This window comes from Chlorogloea sp. CCALA 695 (assembly GCF_003003885.1).
Classification (GTDB): Bacteria; Cyanobacteriota; Cyanobacteriia; order Cyanobacteriales; family Chroococcidiopsidaceae; genus Aliterella.
Genome location: NZ_PVWN01000074.1, coordinates 1 through 18636 on the forward strand (window position 1 = coordinate 1; position 18636 = coordinate 18636).

Genomic DNA, 18636 nt, shown 5'->3' on the forward strand with positions numbered 1-18636 from the left:
CAATACAAACCCTTTTATTCTTCTGGATGAAACGCTTTATTTACTATTTATTGATTTCGGAAACTGACATAAGAGGGCTAGGCACTGTTGAACGCGAAGCCCTGCGAGCGCGCTGGCGCTATCGCGCGTTTCTCCTGGTGTGTAAGCTAAAACCATCTCCCGCCAGTTTTTGGGCATGGGTGCAACTTCAACATCGGGTAAATCGGCGACGGTGAATATTTTGGTGCTGTAAGTGGGAGCTTCTGGCACAAAATTCTTATACCATTCCTCTTTCAAACACTTCAAAAGCCACCCGGTAGCGCTCTTGATTTCTTTACCTTTAGCGATGGTTGCTTTGTAGTAACCCAAGGCGGCGCTTACTTGCTCCAGGCTAAAATCCTTCAGCGATTGAGCGATTGAGGTAGGAACGGCGATCGCATTCGTCTCAATTAGTTTGATTTTCTCAAGGGTGGACAAATCGGCATCAATAACGGGCGGCTTAATTGCGGGCGCGTGAAGTTCAACCACCGCCCGTTTCTTTATCGGCTCATTGATGAAAATATGCTTTATTTCCAGCCCGTCAGTAGTGACCAATTCCCAGGTGGTGGAAAGCCTTTTGAATTTGCGTCTAAGTTCTCCGCATTCGAGTATCCAGCCATCAGCGACGCGAGATAAACCCATGCCGACATCCTCTAGAAACTTGTAGGCTCGGTTTGCCCTGGGACGGACGACCGGGCTTATGTCCTTGGCACGATTGATAATTGTCTTTTTCTCGCTCAGTTCGGCTTTTAATTTCTCGTTCTCCTCTTGCAGTTGGCGGTACTGTTCAAGCAAGATTTCGGTTTCCGTTGGTTCAGGTTTCATTGCTCCTCCCGTTGATACAAGCGTTTTTACTTCCCTATTACTGCCAAATGCGATCGCTACGGCTTACGGCGGCTAGTTTGGGGCGTGAGAAACTGAGACAAAAGGACAGGAATCAAACTTAATTCTCTTGGCTGAGGCATCTAGTTAATGCCTGTCCTTTTGTGTTGTTTATTCATGTCTCATTATGAGGCTTCATCTTGCAATGTGTCAAGTATAAGCCTCAGATTGAGACTTAACTGTGATACCATGAATACTAGAAGCAAAAGACAGAAGCAGGAGAGTCAATCGCCAGTGGAGACTCTGAGAATAGACCGTACAACATACAACCAAGATGAATTTGCTATGCGGTGCGGTATTCCTCGTGCTACGTATCAGCGTTGGATAGCAGGAAAAGCAGAAGCTAGATTAACTCTCGGTCAATTAAAGAGCTTGTGCCGAGAATTGGGCATTATCAAAGTTGAGGATCTGCCCGATGGCTTTGGCATTCAAACTGGCTCATCTCAAAACGAATAACTAAACCAAAAGCCGCCCAAACTTATTACAGTTTGAGCGGCTCTGGTGAAATATCGAATTACATCTTTTACGATATGGCAAAAAAGCGCACGATCGCCGACCTAATCAAAGACGAATTTAAGCAGCAGTCGCTCTTTTACATTGATGCTTATAAAGAGGCTGATGCTGGCTCCGATTGGGTAATAGATAGCTGTTACGGAGCAACCTACGATTTACAAACAAAACCAAAAAAGGGTTCGTGCGTCCCCGAAAATAAACCAACGCACGAACCAACGCACGAACCAAAATACACTTGTTGGGTGCAAACTTACTGGGTATCCCGTCGCGGCACAAAACATCAATACTATAGATTCTGCTACTTGACTCATCCCGGCGAAATTGGTTCGTGCGTCCGGGTACATCTCCCCGGCGGCAACACAAAAAGCGATCGCGCCTTATTGTTAAAAGAAAAAGTAGAGAGTGCGATCGCACAGGGAAATTCTCCCACCCAAATCATTACCTTGATCCAAAGCGAGAAGCTACTTGCTGTGGCAGTGGCTCCGCGTCAGAAATTGCCTTAAAAGTAATTAGCCTCTCGTAAATGTTCGCGCCCTTTTCGTCTCTCCCGGTACACCTGCTAAACCAAATCGCCGACTCAAACTTATTAGAGGGACTGCGGCGCACGTAAATATTGTTGCGCCAAAGAATCGCGCTTGCCCCGTCGATGTCACGATCAACTACCACCGCCCCAATAGAAGCCCAATCAAAAGTCGCAAATTTATCAAGCGCAAACTGATAGTTAGGCGCAGATTTTGGAGGAATCATTAGTTCCAGGGCGATCGCAATCCGAGTAAGCGATTCAATAATTAACTGCTGCGTTCTCAGGAAAAATTGCAAGTTTTCGTCCGTCATAGCTACAGGAATAAATCGCGCTACTTCTAATCTATACGAATAGATGGGGGCGTAAACTCAAAAGCCTCTTTCCAGGCGCTATCGGATAAATCCTCCAGTGCGATCGCCAATTGAGCAATGTCCTTAAATTGCCCAAGTGCGAGTCCTGCCACAAACAATCCCATCTGACAAGCAAGACTCTTAGAAAGAGTCATAACAGCGCCAAAGCTTTCGTAATCCGATTAGGGTCAGCCTCGATATAGCGGACAAGAGCTTTAGGATCTTTATGACCCGTGAGCAGTTGGATAGTGTGCAAATCTACCCCAGCTTCCCAAAGACGAGTAATAAAAGTGCGTCTTGTGGAATGAGTGCTAAACCCTTTATGAGTCAGCCCTGCTAGTTCCACCGCCTCACGCAAGAATAAGTCCGCCGCTTTAAGCGTGATGTGAGTGCCGGGATAGATCCGACTTTGAAACATCCAACCCTTATTAACAGTGGGACGCATTGCCGCTAGTTTTTCCTGTAAGACCGGATGCACAGGAACTTGACGAGTATGGCGATTGCCCTTGGTGTCAGCTTTGCGAATCCCCGCAGGAAAAGTAATCTCTCCCAAAGGATTCCCTGACGCATCAAAAATATCTTCTATTCGTAACTGCACAATCGCCCCCCAACGCTCCCCAGTGAACTTAGCGATATCGAGCAGCAATTTATATTTAGGGTTAGCCAGCTTAGAGCGAATTTTCACATATTCAAATTCAGTTATAAGAGCAGCTTGTCCGTGGCGATTAATTTTCACTTATTAACTTCTTCTTTTAACTAATAGTTAACTTCTTCTTTTACCTAATTAAGGATTATTAGTGGAACCACCCAACGAATAACTATTAAGTGAAAGCAAGTCAACTATACTCTGTGACTAGGGTAGAGCGTCATCGGTAATCTTCCTGATTTCCATAAAAGTAGAAGAAGGCGTTAAAAATATAAACTCATAAACTGGGGGAGAAATCACTTATTAAAACGGAATAAATTATGACAGCTCTAACTATTTCTACTGACATTCCTACAAACATTAATACTTTAGAAAAACTAGCAGCGTGGGTAGGACTTGCCTTAGAACGTTGCAACCCCTCTACAAAAATTCTTGAATCCCCCAATAGCGAACCGCAAAGAGTAGCTGAAGCCGTCTTAATCCGCGCTGACGACGCAACCCACCGGATGATTATCCGCGTGTCAATACCTATTAACGATGGCTATGCCGAAAACTCATTGGTTAAATTCTGGCAGAATGCCTTAGAAATTAATTCAACCGCCTTACCCACTGCTTATAAGGCTAATTAAATGCCTGCACTTTTGGGGTTTGTCCCGCCGCCTTCTCTAGCGCCTGCTTTCACACCACCCCCCGCAACAGGTAGTTTACAGATGACACCGGGGTCATCGACTGCTGCAAAACCAATTACAGGTGGCAAGTACCCAAGCTTTAAACCCAAGCCTTCTGTCACCCCACCGCCACCGCCGCCACCATCGGCAGGCGCTGCGGCGGCGGGTGGAGCATCGGCAGGACTTGGAGGATTTAGTTTAGGCGCGGCTGCTGCGGCAGCGATCGCAATTATTTTGTTTACTCCCGAACCCGCAGGCGATAACTACTACGATAGAAACCCCAAAAACCCACCGCCCAAATACAAGCTACATCCCCCCGAACCCGCTCAGGAAACAGAGCAGGCAGATTACCCATTTCGTGGCGGTCAGGAAAATGGAGCTATGTACGAGGTAACCGTTGAATACATGGCTTTCAATCCGTATATCCAAAGTCAAGAACTTAAAATTATCAACATTGGACGATATTACGGGCCAATTAGAGGCGTAAGTTTTGAAGAATCGGCCCCCGGTGACTACGTGGGGTATTTTATAACCAGCAACGGTCGCTCATCTTCAGGTTATAACCCCGAAGGTATCCGCGAACTCTTTACAAATTCTCGCAATTTACAAACGCCCTCGGTTCGGATCGTCCATGTTCAAAAAGTCGGCGGGACACCAGACACCGGAGGAGACCCGCCGCCGCTAAGAAGTGCAAGTTATTCCCCGCCTGGTAATTCTTTAGGTGCGCCCAGTCCTGGTACCCCTAGTACCGCGCCTTTCCCCGCGCCCTCTGCTCCCGCCCCGTTTGGTCTTCCTAGTGGTGCGTCCGGCAGTTCTCCCGGCAGTTCTCCCGGCAGTTCTCCCGGCAGTTCTCCCGGTGGTGCGCCCAGCCCGTTCCCAAGTCCCGCTCCTGCACCAAATCCCGGCCCCGCACCTCAGCCAAATAAATATCCAGGTCCCGCACCCAGCCCTAGCCCCGACCCTTCCCCTAATAGCGATCCAGGCCCCGCTCCAGGTACCGGCGTAGGCACAGGCCCCGCACCCGCGCCAACACCTTCGCCAGCGCCCGCACCATCACCTAGTAGCTACCGTTCGCCCCCAAATGCCGACCCCACCAAATACCCGGATACAGGATTTCAGCCCAAGATTTTCCAGCCTAATCCCTTAACAGAAAATCCCTTAACCCCTACTAAATTTACCCCTAATCCAAAAACGGGCGAACCCGAACCGAAAAAAGCCCCCCCATTAACTTCGCCACCTACTTCCCCCGACCCGAAGCTCACTCCTACTGAAGATTTGGGTAAACAAATCCAAAACTGGCTAGGCCCGCTAACAATTGCCCTAGCTGGAATTACGGGGTTAGTTCAGCCAGAAAAGCTGAGAGATGCGGCGCAAGTCGGATCTTGTCGGTCTTTCGCCCCTGGTGGTTGCAATGCTGGAATTACAAATAATGCCCAAGCCGCCGCTAACAATAGTGCCAATAACGGTACGCTTTTAGCTTCAATCATGGCGTTTTTGCAAGCAATGCAAGCTTTCTTTATGGTTCCGATTCTTGCTGGAGTGAACCTAATCAACACCAAGCTCGGCCCAGTGATGAGTGGTCTTAATGGCATCGGTGGATTTCTTGCTAGAACTGCTGAAGCTGCAAAGCTCGACAAAGTTTTGAACGCGATGAACACGGTGCTATTGCTGCACAATGCCGCAATGCTTTCGCGCAATCTGGGTAGTACCCTGGGCGATCTAACATCTCAAGCCCTAGCCACGATTGGCATAAAAGACGGCGATTCGCCTATTGATGTCAACGAGATTTTGGGCAAGCAAGCTAATAATTTCATGTCTTCTATCCTCGGCGCGGAAGTCTGGGCAGGAACTAAAACCAGTTGGAATAAAGCCTCGTCGATTATTGCCAGCGCCACTAATCTTATGTACACCGTGCGCTCAATGTTCGATAGCACCCGCGAGATCCTCGAATGGACGGCAGAAAATACAGGCAAGATCGGCAACGCCCTTAAGCGCTTTCGCATCGTGGGCGAAAATGCTTACAAGTGGCTACCAGAGCGCGTCACAGTCCAAAACCGTTTTACGCAAAGGCTAGACAAAATTAGAGAAGGCACAGACCAATTAGACGACGCGGCAAGTAGCTTAAGCGGCGTACTTGGTGAAGTGCAATCAATTCAATCAGAGTATGCAGATTTGCAGGAACAAAAGCAAAAGTTTGACACCAATATCAAGGCTTTAACTCCTAAAACCCGCGACGAAAATAAACCCGTTGCTGATGCTGCAAGTGTGGCCCGCGCCGTAAGCATTGCCCCAGCAGGAATTGAAAATGTCTTTAGAGGAGAGGGAAGTACAACTGATGCCTGAACCAGATAACTTTACCCCTACTGAGCAGTTTCAAGATGTTAATAAACGCATCTGGAATAAGTTAGTTAGAGAGTATTTTCGTGATGTTTCTTCGAGTGAATCTAATCTAGACTTGACCGCACCAAGACAATCGTTACTCAAAGCTTGTTTGCATAGGGAAGATGACTCATTGATGTTAACAATGGGACGGATGCAACTATTTTTGCACGGCACTACTTACACCCGTGACCAGTTCCCAATTGTCGCTGGAAGCTTGCTTGACGACGTTGATACAAGTGTTGTTTATCGCCCTAAAATCACTCTGTTCTTTGTCGAAGATTCCGAAGATGCGGAAACTGGATATAAGCCTGTTGAAATGGAAGTTTCTTTTAGGTTAATTGGCGAAACAAGTTCAACTATTACCGAGGCAGAACTGCGCTCTATTGGTACTAAAATCAAAGCTAATTTTGGTACTGGTAGCGCGCGAATTTTTAAAAAAGGTCGTAAGTTAATTTATTACTTAGATCGCGCTCGTGGTTATAACTTCTTGCTTCGAGCTAGAGACTTAGCTGAGGGCAAAGACTTAATTCGGGAAATGTTAACCATGAATGGCGACACCTTAGACACAAGTTTCCTCAAAGTATCGGAAACTTTGGATGAAGCGGACGCTTACCCCTACAACCCAGGAACGCAAGTAATACTCGGCAAACGGAAATCTAAGCCCCGCCGTAGACCTCTAGTTAACGTGCGGTTTAAGTATGCTTACGCGACGGTACACGGGTACAACAAGCCGATTTACCTATATAGCAAGTCGAGTTTCATCCCTGACGCATTGGTGCAGAACTAAAGCGAGAAACCTAGGTTCTCGCGACATCTATTGGCATTTTTCCTATGCCAGAACTAGATAGTTAACAAGAGCGATTTCAACCTTTACAGACAGAAACAAAATATGGCTAAACGATTTGGTGATTTAGAAAAGCAGGCAATTGCAATTTTAGCTAATGGTGGAAATCCCGCTCTTAGTCAAGATAAGCGACTAGCTAACTATTGGACATGGAAAACAAACCCAAGTAATGAAGCTCACAACTTGCCATCAACTTCGGAGCGACCCAAGGGTAGAAAAACAAACCCAGTCTATCTAAAGCCTTTTGCTTTGACACTTCCGGCTAATATTCTTGGTAAAGTTACTATTTCTCAAAGAAGCCAGACGGCGGCAACAGAGGCAGTTTTAACCGCTTGCGGCCTTGTAAATTTAGCCGTAGGTACAGATACAGCGCTAGCTCTTAAGGCGTTCACCCCCGCAAGAGTGTATTACCGGACAGGAGAGGCACTAGAGAGCGCCCCTCGCATTAGCCGCATTACTAAAGAAACTTATAAGAGTCTCTATACTCCTGGTGATGAAGGTTTTAGCGTACCTTTTGGTCGAAAAAGCACTGATTCTCTAGCCGCTCGCCAAGCAGAAATCAAGGCGGCTTTACCTGGTAGTCCTCAATTAGTTACTTTCTCTCCTGAGAAGTACCGAGGCTAATCATGAGTTTTCGTGAATCAATGCTTTTGTGGCTTCCCGTTTCCTTAACCAGCGATGATAAATCAATTGAGGAAGTAACCTTGGCTAATGGCGCGATTTTAGATTTTTGCGATGGGGAATTGTCCTTTGCTGACACTCTAGAAACTATCGAATACTACGGCGCTAATGTGGACGAGTACAGAAGTGGACTAGCTACAGACGTAAAACTATTGGGAGCCTAAAACAAGAACGTGGATTTTGGCAATAATCTCAATTGGGATTTGGCGCTAAGGACTACTTTAAGTGCTAGTCCCGCTCCCAATGAGACGAGAGGATATTTCCCAATTCCTCCAAAAACTATTTTGCTTGACCGCTATATTTTGGCGATTGGCGCATCATCGGTGAAGGCTAAACCTAACTGGCGGCTAGCTGGTTTTGTCAGTCCAAGGCTACTTTTTTCGCCTTCAAGCACCTCAGAATATATCGCCGCCGTCCAGTCGGAAAAAGGGCAAGCTATTTTACTTAATCAACTGACATTAGTTAGATTTACCGATTTTGGGGTAACGCCTTACGTAATGGAGATTAGTATTCCTTCTTGGCTGCAACAACTGAGCCTAGAAATTTGGAAGTATCAAGGCACTTAAAAAAAGATTATTAAATTTATGCTCAACTTACCCTTTTTAATGCAGAGCTTGCTATCAGTAGCGGTCGTGGCTTTTTGTATGTCTCAACTAGCAGGCAACAAAACCCCCGACCAAACCTATTGGATACTGCTTTCTAGCACTCTTGCCTATTGGTTTCCTTCCCCAACTCAACCAGCTAGAAAGCCGTGACAAGCAGCCTGTTTGATATTGCTTTGCCCGACGCGATCGCAATCGCTTTACTAATTGGTGGAGTTATTTCTTTATACATATCGCTCTCTTCAAAAATTACTGAGGCGGAATCAAACTCCAAGCATTGGGCCTATAAAAATGAATTGACCAGAGAACGGATAAACGTTGTCAACAGCGAACTAATTAACGTTACTGCTAGCATCAGCCGCATCGAACGGGTAATCGAACTTGCCACACAACAAACTTTAAGTGATAAGGATGCGGCGCTATCACACCGTAACGGGCTGCAAGAATTGATAGAACATAGATCCAAAAGGTGGGAAGCGGAGCTATCTAAAGTTGAATTAGAGCTTAAAACTGACGTAGCTACTTTAAGAGACGAATCTTACAGAGCCATTACGGATTTGAATAAACAATTATCTGATATATCCTCATTTCTGATTAAAAAATCAGATTTCAATTCTAGGGAGAGTCCTTAAATGAGCGCAATTTTATTAGCCGTAAAGTCACCTATTAAGTTAAGCGGAGCATCTACAGAAATCGTTGCTGTTGTCCAAGAATGTCTTGGGATTGCGGTTGATGGTATTTGTGGAGTGCAAACACTGACATATTTTTATGCTTTCAAAAGGAGGCACAATTTAGAAGAACCTGATTATTTAGGGCCGACTACTGTTAAATATTTGTTGGAATTGCTCAAACCATTAATTACAGAACTCCAAGCAGAGACAATTTTTGGCAGGCAAATAACCACTATTCAGTTAAACGACCTCAATAGTTGCTTGGAGCGATTTCATATCAACACGCCACCAAGGATGCGCCATTTTATGAGCCAGATTGCTCACGAAAGCGGCGGGCTGAAATGGCTTAAAGAAATAGCAAGCGGCGACGGGTACGAAAATCGACTTGATCTTGGCAATACCTTTGCTGGAGATGGCAGGCGATTTAAAGGTGGCGGAGCGTTGCAAGTTACCGGGCGGGCGAATTATCAAGCGCTATGTAATTACTTGAAAAACCCGCGCGTTATGGAGGGTTGCAGTTATGTCTCCCACGTCTTACCCTTTACTGCCTCCGGTCACTGGTGGATGCGAAATCATATGAACTCGCTTTGTGACTTGGGGGCAACGGTCGAGAAAATTACACGTAAGGTTAACGGCGGTTACAACGGGCTTGATGATCGCAAACGTTATTACGCGATCGCATCAAAAGTTATCCATTAATTTTCTTGGGGATTCGCTGTAGCGGTCAGTTAGGTAATCAACTTGCTCTCGTAGCAATAAGGTGAATTTATAAAGTTCTTCCATCACGTCGATAATGCGATCGCGATAGGGAGAATCCTTCATTGTGCCGTCTTCGTTGAACTCGTTATAGGCTTTAGCAACAGAAGACTGATTAGGAATTGTAAACATCCGCATCCAGCGCCCCAAAATTCGCAGCGTGTTAACGGCGTTGAAAGACTGCGACCCGCCACTAACTTGCATTACAGCTAAGGTTCTGCCTTGAGTTGGTCTTACTGCCCCCATAGTTAAGGGAATCCAATCAATCTGGTTTTTCATGATGCCCGTGATATTTCCGTGCATTTCTGGACTTGTCCACACCTGTCCTTCAGACCAAAGACTCAACTCTCTTAACTCCTGCACCTTGGGGTGTGTATCGGGTACGCTGCCGTGAATAGGTAGTTCGCGTGGGTCAAAGAATCTTATTTCTGCGCCAAACCCAGAGATAATTCTAGCTGCTTCTGCTGCTGCTAGGCGGCTGTAAGAGCGATCGCGTAACGAGCCGTACAAAAATAAAATTCTGGGTAGATGAGCAAAAGTAGTCATTATAAATCAATTCCTTTTAACTTGAGCGATGGGTTTTTCGTCATAACGAAGGAAACTTTAACCTTTTACTTCAATATCGTGGAGTGCTTGATATAGATCGTTGGGCGCTCCTTGAGCGTGTTTCTCACTACCCCGAATTGCTTCATAAAGCCGCGCTGCAACTAATGCACCTAGAATGGGGCCAACAACATATATCCAGTAGTTCGCCATAGCTGCACCTCCTGCAAACAGCGCAGGGCCGAGCGATCGCGCAGGGTTCATCGATCCGCCCGATACTGGCCCACCGATTAATACGTCAAAAACTACAGTTAAGCCGATTGCAAGACCGGGTACTGCACCAGCTACGCGCTTATCGGTAGCAACGGAGATAATCACCAGCATCAAAAAAAACGTGAGTACCGCTTCGGTGCCGACGGCAGCAGCTACTAATCCTGATGCCGGGATATGCGCCCCATATCCCCCACCAAACAAAAGTGCCACAACTGCTGCTGCCATAATCCCGCCTAAAAACTCTGCTGCTAAATATGGCAAAACATAACGCCAAGGGAAGCGACGGGCGATCGCAAAACCAAGCGTGACAGCAGGGTTAAAGTGAGCAGCAGAAATGTGACCAAGGGCATAGATCATTGCTAGTACCGATAGCCCAGATACCCACGCCGATGCCATCAAACTGTTATCGCTACTTGGGAGTGTACCTGTTGCCGATAGAGCAACAGGGGCAAATACAATGCCAAACGTCCCGATGAACTCAGCGATGTAGCGCTGCCTCATACTATTCTTCACGGCTTGGGGGTGTTTCCTAATTTAGTTAACAACGATGCTACCCGCTCTTTAATTTCGTCACGAACTCGGTAAAAGGTTTCTATCGGTTCTCCTTCTGGGTCGTCAAGTTGCCAATCTTGAAATATATTTCGCAGCACCCACGCTTCTGGTAAATTGACCCCACAGCCGCAAAGTGAAATTACTGCATCATAGTCATCAGCTTTAAAATCGCTTAAAGGTTTGGAAGTCTGATTACTAATATCAATCCCAATCTCCGCCATAACCTCTACAGCTTTGGGGTCTACTTTACTTGCTTCTAGCCCAGAGCTTGCAACTTCAATCATTCCCGATCCCAACGTTCGTGCAAAACCTTCTGCCATCTGGGAACGACGAGAATTTTTTTTGCACACAAACATAACTCGCTTCATTTTTTCTCCTTAAGTTTCATAGCCTGACGAACCTTTTTCTACACCACTTTGTACATCCTTGGCTTGACTCACTTTTGCTGCTAACTCACGCAAAAACGTAGTTTGGGCTGCTCGCAGTTCAGCATCAGGGTTCGCTTCTTGAATTATCTGCATCGCTTGCTCGTAAGATGAACCAGCCGCAAGTAAGTAAGCAGCTAACATCGTCCCCGTTCTACGTCTGCCGCTAGTGCAATGAACAGCAACAGCATGACCAAGCTGATTTTGACTTGAGATAAAGTTCTCTAATTCCTGAATTTGTTCGGGGCTTGGTGCAGTACCGCCTTTAGTTGGTAGCCAGAGGTTGGGAATTTCTGAGCGCTGATACAAGTCTAAGTTAGAAGGGTCATCCATAACTGATACAACTGCCCCAACACCTGCTTTTTGTAACTGAGCTATTTCCTCTGCTACTGGCTTACGAACCCCTGCTAACTTAGCTGGAATTACCCACCACAAGTTTTCTTCAATTGGCTGAAGCGGCTGCTGTTCTTCATCACTTAAGTCAGTGTTATTTAATAAGCTTTTATCAATGTAATTAGTCATAAACCTCCACTACTATCCATGCGCCAGCGTGCTAAGAAAATTTGCCCAATTTTAAAAAAGCTTTAATCAACCCAATCTGAAAACTTGGTGTAATGTTTCTTACATTGCTAAAACTTCGCTTCCTTGCGTAATAATTGACCAAGTGTTAGGTTTATTTGATTTTCTCCACCATATACCGTTCCTACTTTGCCTCTGTTGAAATGAACGTAGTCGAGGCGGTAAGCATCAGCAGGTAAAGGTATATAACCTACATAACTAACTGATGTTGGTGCTTTTTTGATATAAAAATCTACAAACTCTTTGACTGCTGGGTTGGTTTGGGCTGCCCTAGCATTGACATAAATAAATAAAGGTCTAGAAAGGGGCTGATACCTAGCTCCTTCTACAGTTTTACGCGAAGGTAGCACTGATTCTTTACCATTATTAATGGCAACGGCTTTCAACTTGTTTTGGTTAGCTTCATAATAAGCAAATCCAAAGTAACCTAAAGCATTTGGATTTTTACTTACTCCTTGGACTAAAACATCATCATCTTCGCTGGCTACATAATCGCTGCGGCTAGATTTAGCTTTACCAACTATTGCCTCGGTGAAGTAATGAGCTTATCCCACTAACTTCGGAAACCAGATGTAGGATGTAGCGAGGAGGAGGAAAGCATCAAAACACACGAGTCAGGCGTTCCCATCGAACAACGAGCCGTCTATACTTGCGTTGAAACCAGGAGAAGAAGCGCTCCTGCTGATAGCGAGGCACAATTTCCGCGCATTGGTCTGCCCAAGGGCTTTTTGCCTCTGAGCTGCCGTTTCTTGATCTGCGGTCGAATACCCTTAGTACGGAGTTTCTTACGCAACCATCGGGCATCGTATCCAATGTCTGCAGCAAGAGTTTTAGGGCGACGCTTAGGATTACCCCGTTTAAGAGTCGCCAATCGGATTTGAGCTAGCATTGGAAAGACTTGCTGCCTCTGGTCACCGTTGGCAGGAGTAGTAATTGTTACTACTGGCATACCGTTGGCATCTGTAATACTGTGGATGAGTACACCCTTGCCTTTGTAGCCATAACCCACGCCTTCACCGCCACCTTTCCCAGGGGGAAAAAGAGCCGTCAACGGCTCCATACTTCCAGTCGATCATTCCTTTTTCCTCTGCCACTGCCAGAATTCGCGCCTTTAGTTTCTCCAATGTTCCTTCTTCGTACCATCGCTTCAGCCACCGATGGGCAGAACTTTTTGATGCCCATTGTTCGCCTTGTGGTATGTCGCACCATCGGCAACCAGTAATCAGCACATATAGCTGAGTATTCAATACCTTACGAAACGGTACGTGTGGCATTCCACGCCCTCTTTTTTCTGCACTTTGAGGTAGTAAGTCTTCAAACAACTTCCATTCCAAATCGCTCAACCCCTCAAACCTACCTGCCATTTTGTCTTCTTTTTGTTCTGTTTTAGCTTTATGCTGATTATAGCTCTTATTTCTGAGTTAGTGGGATAGGTTCATAGTTGGTTCCAGACTCCCTACCTGGGTCGTACAGTGTTAGTGGTCGGTCTGGTCAGTCAGGGCGTACTTGCTTCCAGCGAGTAATTTTTCCTTGGGCAAGGGGTTCCCATATTTTTTTTAATTCAGTTGTGGTAAGACTTTTAGCCCAGGTATTTTCGGGATGGACTACGAGTGTAAGGGCATCATAAGCAATGGTACGTTCTATATACCTTACACTAGAGGAATTGCAGGCTTTGAACTCTGCGGTCAAGATTGGTCTTGAGGCGTTGCTAATATCTGTTTTTCCTGCACAGAATTTTTTAAAACCGCCACCAGTCCCAGAAATGGCAACTGTAACTTTTACATTATTTCCCTGCATTTTTTGGAAATCTTTAGCAATAGCATCTGTGATGGGGAACACCGTACTAGAGCCATCGATTTTAACTACCTGCGGAGAAAGTTTTTGTTGAGATTGATTAGAGGTACTAGATACCGCAGTACAACTTGTAATCACTAATAGCAGATCAAACACAAGCGCCGAGCTATTTTTTGTTGAGAGCGGCAACACCACAGCATCCTCTGGTTCACCCCAAATTTCACGCATTCGCGCATCTAACTCAACCAGATTCGTCGCTAAGACATAGCGCCATGTTCCCAGTTGCGCGACCCGAATGGCAAGCACAGATCGTTCCTCACTCTCGCGCAATGCTTGTTCCGTCCGTTTGCGTTCGGTGATGTTGGTAAACAAAACGGCGAACTGGTGACTTTGCGCCTCGCCGATGAGAAAGGCGTTGACATCAAACCAGAGGTTCATCGCAGGGGATTTATTCTCAACCCGCACAGGTTCGCCAGTTTGCACAACTCTGCCATAGATATCAATCCAGGCAGCTTCAAAATTGGGTACGAGTTCCCGAATCGTTTTGCCCGTTGCTTGCTCCAGTCCCGTTAGCTGTTCAAAGACCGAATTCACTTCAAGGAAGCGATAATCGTGCGGCTCACCGTTCCCGTCGAACAGCATTTCGCAGATGCAAAAGCCTTCACCCTTCGACTCAAATAACGTGCGGTATTTTTCCTCGGACTGGGCAGTCTTATGGGTTGCCAATCTCAATTCCAGTTCATCCACCACCATTGCGGCTAAGTCAACTAGAGTCGCCTGCTGCTCTGCGCTCAATGGATCGCGGGGCTGCGTGTCAATCACACAAAGCGTTCCTAAATTGAAGCCATCATGACTGAGCAGGGGCGCACCCGCATAAAACCGCACCCCCGGTTCACCAAGCACAAACCCATTGCAGGCAAAGCGATCGTCTTGTTGAGCGTTTGGAACTATAAACACATCATCATCCAACAGCGCAAAGCTGCAAAGCGTGGCATCATGCGCCATCTCTTGCCAATCAAAGCCATAGCGAGACTTAAACCAGGCTCTCGATTCATCGACTAAGGAAATGAGCGCAGTGGGCATCTGAAACAGCCGCGCTGCCAGAGCGGCAATGCGATCAAACGCTGCTTCGGGGGGAGTATCGAGAATTTTGTAGCGATGCAGTGCTGCCAACCGCTCGGTTTCATTTGCAGGGATAAGTGTAGTCAAAGATTTTTGCGGCAGTTGGTCAGTCATAGAAATTAATCAGGCAGTGGATCTCGATTGGGGTTGGAATGAGAAATGAATAAAGTTTTAGTCAGTGGATTTAATCCGGTTGGCGGTTCCTTCGGTTTGCTCAGATGCCGTTGAAATCCAGATTGGATCGCCTGTTGCCGATTAAATTCTCCAGCATAAGCAGTCAGGGCGATCGCGGGAATCCGTCGAACTTGCTCAAGCGTCCGAATCTGTTGCAGCATATAGCCATTCCCTTATGGCAGCCCAATATCGCTGACAATTAGAGTGGGTACAGATTGCTCAATTGCTCGCAGCGCCTCAATCCCAGAGGCAATGCCAGTGCTATCTGTCAGAATGGTTTGCATTGCCTCTGGAGCGAGTGGTTTGTTTTCGAGGAAGAGAAACCGGAATGTTGACATTAGGTGCTTTCTGCTGGAGTTCGGGTAATAACAAGTATAATGCCACACCGCGATCTCCTAAGCTGCCACCCACAACGAACCATCCTGCTTTGTGCTGATTGGCTTACTCAATCATGCCCGTTCTTGGCAATGAGGGCAACCAGCACTCTTTAGCGTCGTGGTTGGATAGGGCTATGGGAGGGATTATCAACAAAGTAGTTCGCATTTGAGATCGCCACGCAAAAGAGTGCTAAATATTACCTGACCCACAACCAATTGACCCATCACGGAAATTGTCTACCAAAGGTTTCGACAATTACAGACTGTACCACCAACCCACAGACAAGTTGAACGTATTTCAAGCTCTTTGGGATGATTAACTTTTAAAATCCTTGTTGAATTTTCGCCCAAATTACTCAAAATTTTCTCTCTCCTATTAGGTTAGGCTCTATCTTAGGATGCTAGTGAGTTCTTGAGAAATTTTTTAACCTAAGCATAGACACTCATTGCTAAGGAAAAAGATTTGTATGACCACCGATATTTCTACGCAGAGCAAGAAGGGTATTAATGGGTCGCTTTTAATTGGCGTTCTCCTAGTTGTTTTGGGGATTGTGGCGATCGCTCAACCTGCGGTTTCAACGATTTTCGCCGAGACTTGGTTTGCTTTAATCTTAATTTCAGCAGGAGCCGCCAAGCTGACCTATGCGTTTAGAACCCGCAACTCTGGAGGCTTCGTCTGGAAGGTGTTATTAAGCATTCTCTATATTGCCACAGGCGCAATGTTGTTTTTTTCTCCCTTAAAGGGTGCTTTAACATTGACCCTGTTGCTTGGTAGCTTTTTATTAACTGAGGGCGTGTTCGAGCTAATCTTGGCATTCCGGTTACGTCCGCAACAAAACTGGACTTGGGTGCTAGGTGACGGCATCATTACGCTGCTGTTAGGTGGAATTGTTTGGTTTCAGTGGCCCAGTAATGCCCCTTGGCTGATCGGCACACTGGTTGGTGTCAGCGTTCTTTCTACTGGTATTTCACGGGTGATGCTGTCGTTGAATGCACGGTCAGCCTTAAATAGTTCTGACCCAGCTACTTCAGTCTAAAGTGCTGTAGTTTCAGTCGCGTTTAGTTTATTTACCAATAAGTTTTAATCCAGCAGCGACAACTTTTGCTGGAGGAATATCCAAGCACTGCGACTTATAGAAACAAGTAGAAGTGTAGCAGGACTTACAAACAGTAGAGCGACGAAAGAGCGCAGCGACCAGCAGGCATTCCTGAATTTGTAGCTACTTGGGCAATCCTGCCTTTATCAAAATGGGGTGTGAAGCTAGACGTTCCAGTAGATATGCTTGCAGTAGGTGATTGCTTACTCAATCCAGACCACGATGATAGACCAACAGCATTATGCCGAAAACTTAGCCGAGGGGAAGTGATCGCTCGTAAGGAGCTTAATAATCCGAGAATCTTAGCCTAGCGGTGGAGTTCGTTCGAGCGAAGCTGTAGACAAATTAGTAGAAGTGCTTTGTCTTTTCGGTAAAAACCAATGACTACGAGCAATTCATATTCAGATGCCCACTTGCAGACTCCAGACGCAGTAGTTCATGTGTTTGAAGATGACGGCAGCAGATTCCCCAACAATAAAAGACTACCCGTAGTTATATACCAAAATGCTGTGAAGTTGCCCGAACGAGAGCCAGCAGCAATCTTTGAGGCTATCTTCCACGCCAACCAATGGGGTAGCTCCTGGCGAAATGGCATTTATCCTTACCACCATTATCACAGCACTGCTCATGAAGTGCTAGGAGTATCTCGCGGTGAAGCTTCTGTCCGATTTGGAGGAGACGATAATGGAAAAACATTTGAGGTTCTTTTTGGAGATGTCATTATCATTCCGGCAGGAGTAGCACACAAGAATTTAGGATCTAGTTCAGACTTCCAGGTTATAGGAGCCTACCCCTTGGGGCAGAAATGGGATATGAACTATGGAAAACCAGGCGAACGTCCCCAAGCAGAGCGCAATATTATTCAAGTGCCTTTGCCTAAGACCGATCCGGTGTATGGTCAAGATGGACAGCTAGCCGAATACTGGCATCTACTGTAAGCCAAGGTGTAACTCATGACCCAGACTGCTGAAATCCCAAATACACAGTTTTATGCTTGGAAAAATTATCGTTGTGCTTACGAACACTACTCCCCAGATGTTGGGGAAGATCGGCATAGCACTCCTTTACTACTAATTCACCCGATTGGTGTTGGCTTATCCCGTCGATTTTGGCATCGCTTCTGTAATGCTTGGTATCAAAGCGGACGCACCAATCCTATTTACAATCCCGATCTCCTTGGCTGTGGTGAGAGCGATATGCCACACATTGCCTATGCTCCGGCTGATTGGGCTGCCCAACTGCAACACTTTTTGCAAACAGTCATCCAAAAACCCGTTATCCTAGTCGTGCAAGGAGCGCTGCTACCTGTAGCACTTGAAACCGTACAATTGCAGACTCAACCAAATCTTATCCAAAAATTGGTACTGGCTAGTCCCCCAGCTATGGCACTTATGACTCAACCAACAGGAGTGAGAAAACAAAAATTCACTTGGAATTTGCTAGATTCGCCCCTTGGGGCCGCTTTTTATTTATATGCTAGAAGACCGCAATTTTTGAGTTCTTTTTCTACTCGCCAGTTGTTTGCAAATACTGAGCAAGTCGATAGCGAATGGTTGGATCTGCTAGCACTAGGTGCGGCAAATCCCGCTAGCCGTCACGCAGTCTTTTCCTTCTTAGCTGGTTTCTGGCGACAGAATTATCGAGAAGCAATCGCCGCAATTACTCAACCAACATTAGTTATCATAGGCGATCGCGCGTCAAGTATTAGTAGAAATAAGCAGGATACTCCAGAGCGAAGATTAGCAGATTACCTCAAGTGCTTGCCTCATGGCGAAGGCGTGAAGATTGCTGGTCGTAATGTCCTGCCCTACGAGTCAACATCTAAGTTTACTGCTACGTTAGCAGCATTTGAAAACACGAAGTTAACAGCGCAGTAGTTATAAATTTCTCATGTACTAATGAAGACACAGAGCAGGATAAAACTCCAGACTTTTGCCATTGATTCTGTCCATGAATTGATGTTAGCAGCTTATCCTTAAGTTGCAGTATGTATTTGATGCCAAGCTGCTGCTAGTTGGCGCATCTGCTGTAATTCTTCTGGTGGTATGCGTTCTAGACTCCGCAAAATTAACGACATCCGATGATTGTCAGGACTTACGCAAGGAACATTTGAACGGATGGATACTTAAGTTGCTCAATTAAGTATTCTGAGAACAGCCCATGC

Annotated in this window: 29 protein-coding genes; 15 read left to right on the forward strand and 14 right to left on the reverse strand. The window is 46.1% G+C overall.

Annotated features, from left to right (window positions below):
• Positions 1 to 36: 36 nt before the first annotated feature.
• Positions 37 to 843, reverse strand: a complete 807-nt coding sequence (locus C7B70_RS22430) for a hypothetical protein (RefSeq protein WP_106371165.1) — start codon at positions 841 to 843, stop codon at positions 37 to 39.
• Between the two features lie 246 nt (positions 844 to 1089).
• Here C7B70_RS22430 and C7B70_RS22435 point away from each other — a divergent pair, with 246 nt between their 5' ends.
• Together C7B70_RS22435 and C7B70_RS22440 are read left to right on the forward strand one after the other, a co-directional pair.
• Entirely contained in the window at positions 1090 to 1356 is a 267-nt protein-coding gene (locus tag C7B70_RS22435) for a helix-turn-helix transcriptional regulator (RefSeq protein ID WP_106371166.1), read from the forward strand.
• 74 nt (positions 1357 to 1430) lie between these two features.
• Positions 1431 to 1916, forward strand: a complete 486-nt coding sequence (locus tag C7B70_RS22440; RefSeq protein ID WP_106371167.1) for a hypothetical protein — start codon at positions 1431 to 1433, stop codon at positions 1914 to 1916.
• Here C7B70_RS22440 and C7B70_RS22445 read toward each other — a convergent pair.
• The 3 genes from C7B70_RS22445 to C7B70_RS22450 are packed head-to-tail and all read right to left on the reverse strand — an operon-like array spanning position 1852 to position 3022.
• Complete coding sequence (locus tag C7B70_RS22445) at positions 1852 to 2247, reverse strand: single-stranded DNA-binding protein (RefSeq protein WP_106371168.1); 396 nt, start codon at positions 2245 to 2247, stop codon at positions 1852 to 1854. The two genes, C7B70_RS22440 and C7B70_RS22445, sit on opposite strands and share 65 nt — an antisense overlap.
• A gap of 26 nt (positions 2248 to 2273) precedes the next feature.
• Positions 2274 to 2441 carry a hypothetical protein gene (locus C7B70_RS26565; RefSeq protein WP_158260558.1) on the reverse strand — a complete coding sequence of 56 codons (168 nt, stop codon included), beginning with the start codon at positions 2439 to 2441 and terminating at the stop codon, positions 2274 to 2276.
• Positions 2438 to 3022 (reverse strand): tyrosine-type recombinase/integrase, encoded by a 585-nt coding sequence (locus tag C7B70_RS22450; RefSeq protein WP_106371169.1) that lies wholly within the window; start codon positions 3020 to 3022, stop codon positions 2438 to 2440. Before C7B70_RS22450 ends, C7B70_RS26565 begins: the two co-directional genes overlap by 4 nt.
• Positions 3023 to 3252: 230 nt before the next feature.
• Between C7B70_RS22450 and C7B70_RS22455 the strand changes: the two genes are divergently transcribed.
• The 9 genes from C7B70_RS22455 to C7B70_RS22490 all read left to right on the forward strand — a co-directional run bounded on the left by C7B70_RS22455 (position 3253) and on the right by C7B70_RS22490 (position 9479).
• Positions 3253 to 3561 (forward strand): glucose-6-phosphate dehydrogenase, encoded by a 309-nt coding sequence (locus C7B70_RS22455; RefSeq protein WP_106371170.1) that lies wholly within the window; start codon positions 3253 to 3255, stop codon positions 3559 to 3561.
• A complete protein-coding gene (locus C7B70_RS28640; RefSeq protein WP_106371171.1) occupies positions 3562 to 5943 on the forward strand; it encodes a hypothetical protein in 2382 nt (793 codons plus the stop codon).
• Positions 5906 to 6769 (forward strand): hypothetical protein, encoded by an 864-nt coding sequence (locus C7B70_RS22465; protein WP_146134145.1) that lies wholly within the window; start codon positions 5906 to 5908, stop codon positions 6767 to 6769. Before C7B70_RS28640 ends, C7B70_RS22465 begins: the two co-directional genes overlap by 38 nt.
• A gap of 102 nt (positions 6770 to 6871) precedes the next feature.
• Entirely contained in the window at positions 6872 to 7450 is a 579-nt protein-coding gene (locus C7B70_RS22470) for a hypothetical protein (RefSeq protein WP_106371173.1), read from the forward strand.
• A 2-nt stretch (positions 7451 to 7452) separates the two neighbouring features.
• On the forward strand, positions 7453 to 7671 hold the full coding sequence (locus tag C7B70_RS22475) for a hypothetical protein (protein ID WP_106371174.1): 219 nt from the start codon (positions 7453 to 7455) through the stop codon (positions 7669 to 7671).
• Between the two features lie 9 nt (positions 7672 to 7680).
• Complete coding sequence (locus tag C7B70_RS22480) at positions 7681 to 8073, forward strand: hypothetical protein (protein ID WP_106371175.1); 393 nt, start codon at positions 7681 to 7683, stop codon at positions 8071 to 8073.
• A gap of 18 nt (positions 8074 to 8091) precedes the next feature.
• Positions 8092 to 8262 (forward strand): hypothetical protein, encoded by a 171-nt coding sequence (locus C7B70_RS26570; protein ID WP_158260559.1) that lies wholly within the window; start codon positions 8092 to 8094, stop codon positions 8260 to 8262.
• Positions 8259 to 8741, forward strand: coding sequence for a hypothetical protein (locus C7B70_RS22485; RefSeq protein ID WP_106371176.1), 483 nt, complete (start codon positions 8259 to 8261; stop codon positions 8739 to 8741). Before C7B70_RS26570 ends, C7B70_RS22485 begins: the two co-directional genes overlap by 4 nt.
• Entirely contained in the window at positions 8742 to 9479 is a 738-nt protein-coding gene (locus C7B70_RS22490; protein ID WP_106371177.1) for a chitinase, read from the forward strand. It begins immediately after the preceding gene.
• Here C7B70_RS22490 and arsH read toward each other — a convergent pair.
• The 10 genes from arsH to C7B70_RS26575 all read right to left on the reverse strand — a co-directional run bounded on the left by arsH (position 9462) and on the right by C7B70_RS26575 (position 15336).
• Positions 9462 to 10082, reverse strand: coding sequence for an arsenical resistance protein ArsH (gene arsH / locus C7B70_RS22495; RefSeq protein ID WP_106371178.1), 621 nt, complete (start codon positions 10080 to 10082; stop codon positions 9462 to 9464). The genes C7B70_RS22490 and arsH overlap by 18 nt on opposite strands.
• A gap of 57 nt (positions 10083 to 10139) precedes the next feature.
• Positions 10140 to 10853 (reverse strand): MIP/aquaporin family protein, encoded by a 714-nt coding sequence (locus C7B70_RS22500; protein ID WP_106371179.1) that lies wholly within the window; start codon positions 10851 to 10853, stop codon positions 10140 to 10142.
• An 8-nt stretch (positions 10854 to 10861) separates the two neighbouring features.
• On the reverse strand, positions 10862 to 11272 hold the full coding sequence (gene arsC, locus C7B70_RS22505) for an arsenate reductase, glutathione/glutaredoxin type (protein ID WP_106371180.1): 411 nt from the start codon (positions 11270 to 11272) through the stop codon (positions 10862 to 10864).
• 9 nt (positions 11273 to 11281) lie between these two features.
• Positions 11282 to 11851, reverse strand: a complete 570-nt coding sequence (locus C7B70_RS22510; protein ID WP_106371181.1) for a dual specificity protein phosphatase family protein — start codon at positions 11849 to 11851, stop codon at positions 11282 to 11284.
• A gap of 107 nt (positions 11852 to 11958) precedes the next feature.
• Positions 11959 to 12432: a substrate-binding domain-containing protein gene (locus C7B70_RS22515; RefSeq protein ID WP_106371182.1), complete on the reverse strand. Its 474-nt coding sequence runs from the start codon at positions 12430 to 12432 to the stop codon at positions 11959 to 11961.
• Between the two features lie 119 nt (positions 12433 to 12551).
• Complete coding sequence (locus tag C7B70_RS22520; RefSeq protein ID WP_158260560.1) at positions 12552 to 12959, reverse strand: transposase; 408 nt, start codon at positions 12957 to 12959, stop codon at positions 12552 to 12554.
• Complete coding sequence (locus tag C7B70_RS22525) at positions 12922 to 13272, reverse strand: transposase (protein ID WP_106371184.1); 351 nt, start codon at positions 13270 to 13272, stop codon at positions 12922 to 12924. Before C7B70_RS22525 ends, C7B70_RS22520 begins: the two co-directional genes overlap by 38 nt.
• A 127-nt stretch (positions 13273 to 13399) precedes the next feature.
• Positions 13400 to 14938: a substrate-binding domain-containing protein gene (locus C7B70_RS22530; RefSeq protein WP_106371185.1), complete on the reverse strand. Its 1539-nt coding sequence runs from the start codon at positions 14936 to 14938 to the stop codon at positions 13400 to 13402.
• A gap of 163 nt (positions 14939 to 15101) precedes the next feature.
• Positions 15102 to 15167: a hypothetical protein gene (locus C7B70_RS28920; protein WP_369831943.1), complete on the reverse strand. Its 66-nt coding sequence runs from the start codon at positions 15165 to 15167 to the stop codon at positions 15102 to 15104.
• A 4-nt stretch (positions 15168 to 15171) separates the two neighbouring features.
• Positions 15172 to 15336: a hypothetical protein gene (locus C7B70_RS26575; protein WP_158260561.1), complete on the reverse strand. Its 165-nt coding sequence runs from the start codon at positions 15334 to 15336 to the stop codon at positions 15172 to 15174.
• A gap of 506 nt (positions 15337 to 15842) precedes the next feature.
• On the opposite strand from C7B70_RS26575, the gene C7B70_RS22540 reads away from it, so the two are divergent.
• The 4 genes from C7B70_RS22540 (at position 15843) to C7B70_RS22550 (ending at position 18349) form a co-directional block, all read left to right on the forward strand.
• Positions 15843 to 16412, forward strand: coding sequence for an HdeD family acid-resistance protein (locus tag C7B70_RS22540; protein ID WP_106371187.1), 570 nt, complete (start codon positions 15843 to 15845; stop codon positions 16410 to 16412).
• 218 nt (positions 16413 to 16630) lie between these two features.
• Positions 16631 to 16783 carry a hypothetical protein gene (locus tag C7B70_RS26580; RefSeq protein ID WP_158260562.1) on the forward strand — a complete coding sequence of 51 codons (153 nt, stop codon included), beginning with the start codon at positions 16631 to 16633 and terminating at the stop codon, positions 16781 to 16783.
• Between the two features lie 69 nt (positions 16784 to 16852).
• Positions 16853 to 17410: a cupin domain-containing protein gene (locus tag C7B70_RS22545; protein ID WP_106371188.1), complete on the forward strand. Its 558-nt coding sequence runs from the start codon at positions 16853 to 16855 to the stop codon at positions 17408 to 17410.
• A gap of 15 nt (positions 17411 to 17425) precedes the next feature.
• Positions 17426 to 18349 carry an alpha/beta fold hydrolase gene (locus C7B70_RS22550; protein WP_106371189.1) on the forward strand — a complete coding sequence of 308 codons (924 nt, stop codon included), beginning with the start codon at positions 17426 to 17428 and terminating at the stop codon, positions 18347 to 18349.
• Positions 18350 to 18636: the final 287 nt, after the last annotated feature.

Excerpts from the sequence above, each read along its gene's own strand:
- C7B70_RS22525 (WP_106371184.1), bottom strand. The coding sequence starts at position 13,272 with ATGGCAGGTAGGTTTGAGGGGTTGAGCGATTTGGAATGGAAGTTGTTT.
- C7B70_RS26570 (WP_158260559.1), top strand. The coding sequence starts at position 8,092 with ATGCTCAACTTACCCTTTTTAATGCAGAGCTTGCTATCAGTAGCGGTC.
- arsC (WP_106371180.1), bottom strand. The coding sequence starts at position 11,272 with ATGAAGCGAGTTATGTTTGTGTGCAAAAAAAATTCTCGTCGTTCCCAG.
- C7B70_RS22490 (WP_106371177.1), top strand. The coding sequence starts at position 8,742 with ATGAGCGCAATTTTATTAGCCGTAAAGTCACCTATTAAGTTAAGCGGA.
- C7B70_RS22430 (WP_106371165.1), bottom strand. The coding sequence starts at position 843 with ATGAAACCTGAACCAACGGAAACCGAAATCTTGCTTGAACAGTACCGC.
- C7B70_RS22540 (WP_106371187.1), top strand. The coding sequence starts at position 15,843 with ATGACCACCGATATTTCTACGCAGAGCAAGAAGGGTATTAATGGGTCG.
- C7B70_RS26565 (WP_158260558.1), bottom strand. The coding sequence starts at position 2,441 with ATGACTCTTTCTAAGAGTCTTGCTTGTCAGATGGGATTGTTTGTGGCA.
- arsH (WP_106371178.1), bottom strand. The coding sequence starts at position 10,082 with ATGACTACTTTTGCTCATCTACCCAGAATTTTATTTTTGTACGGCTCG.
- C7B70_RS28640 (WP_106371171.1), top strand. The coding sequence starts at position 3,562 with ATGCCTGCACTTTTGGGGTTTGTCCCGCCGCCTTCTCTAGCGCCTGCT.
- C7B70_RS22510 (WP_106371181.1), bottom strand. The coding sequence starts at position 11,851 with ATGACTAATTACATTGATAAAAGCTTATTAAATAACACTGACTTAAGT.
- C7B70_RS22500 (WP_106371179.1), bottom strand. The coding sequence starts at position 10,853 with ATGAGGCAGCGCTACATCGCTGAGTTCATCGGGACGTTTGGCATTGTA.
- C7B70_RS22550 (WP_106371189.1), top strand. The coding sequence starts at position 17,426 with ATGACCCAGACTGCTGAAATCCCAAATACACAGTTTTATGCTTGGAAA.
- C7B70_RS26575 (WP_158260561.1), bottom strand. The coding sequence starts at position 15,336 with ATGTCAACATTCCGGTTTCTCTTCCTCGAAAACAAACCACTCGCTCCA.
- C7B70_RS22545 (WP_106371188.1), top strand. The coding sequence starts at position 16,853 with ATGACTACGAGCAATTCATATTCAGATGCCCACTTGCAGACTCCAGAC.
- C7B70_RS22530 (WP_106371185.1), bottom strand. The coding sequence starts at position 14,938 with ATGACTGACCAACTGCCGCAAAAATCTTTGACTACACTTATCCCTGCA.
- C7B70_RS22475 (WP_106371174.1), top strand. The coding sequence starts at position 7,453 with ATGAGTTTTCGTGAATCAATGCTTTTGTGGCTTCCCGTTTCCTTAACC.
- C7B70_RS22440 (WP_106371167.1), top strand. The coding sequence starts at position 1,431 with ATGGCAAAAAAGCGCACGATCGCCGACCTAATCAAAGACGAATTTAAG.
- C7B70_RS22470 (WP_106371173.1), top strand. The coding sequence starts at position 6,872 with ATGGCTAAACGATTTGGTGATTTAGAAAAGCAGGCAATTGCAATTTTA.
- C7B70_RS22455 (WP_106371170.1), top strand. The coding sequence starts at position 3,253 with ATGACAGCTCTAACTATTTCTACTGACATTCCTACAAACATTAATACT.
- C7B70_RS22445 (WP_106371168.1), bottom strand. The coding sequence starts at position 2,247 with ATGACGGACGAAAACTTGCAATTTTTCCTGAGAACGCAGCAGTTAATT.
- C7B70_RS22435 (WP_106371166.1), top strand. The coding sequence starts at position 1,090 with ATGAATACTAGAAGCAAAAGACAGAAGCAGGAGAGTCAATCGCCAGTG.
- C7B70_RS22465 (WP_146134145.1), top strand. The coding sequence starts at position 5,906 with ATGTCTTTAGAGGAGAGGGAAGTACAACTGATGCCTGAACCAGATAAC.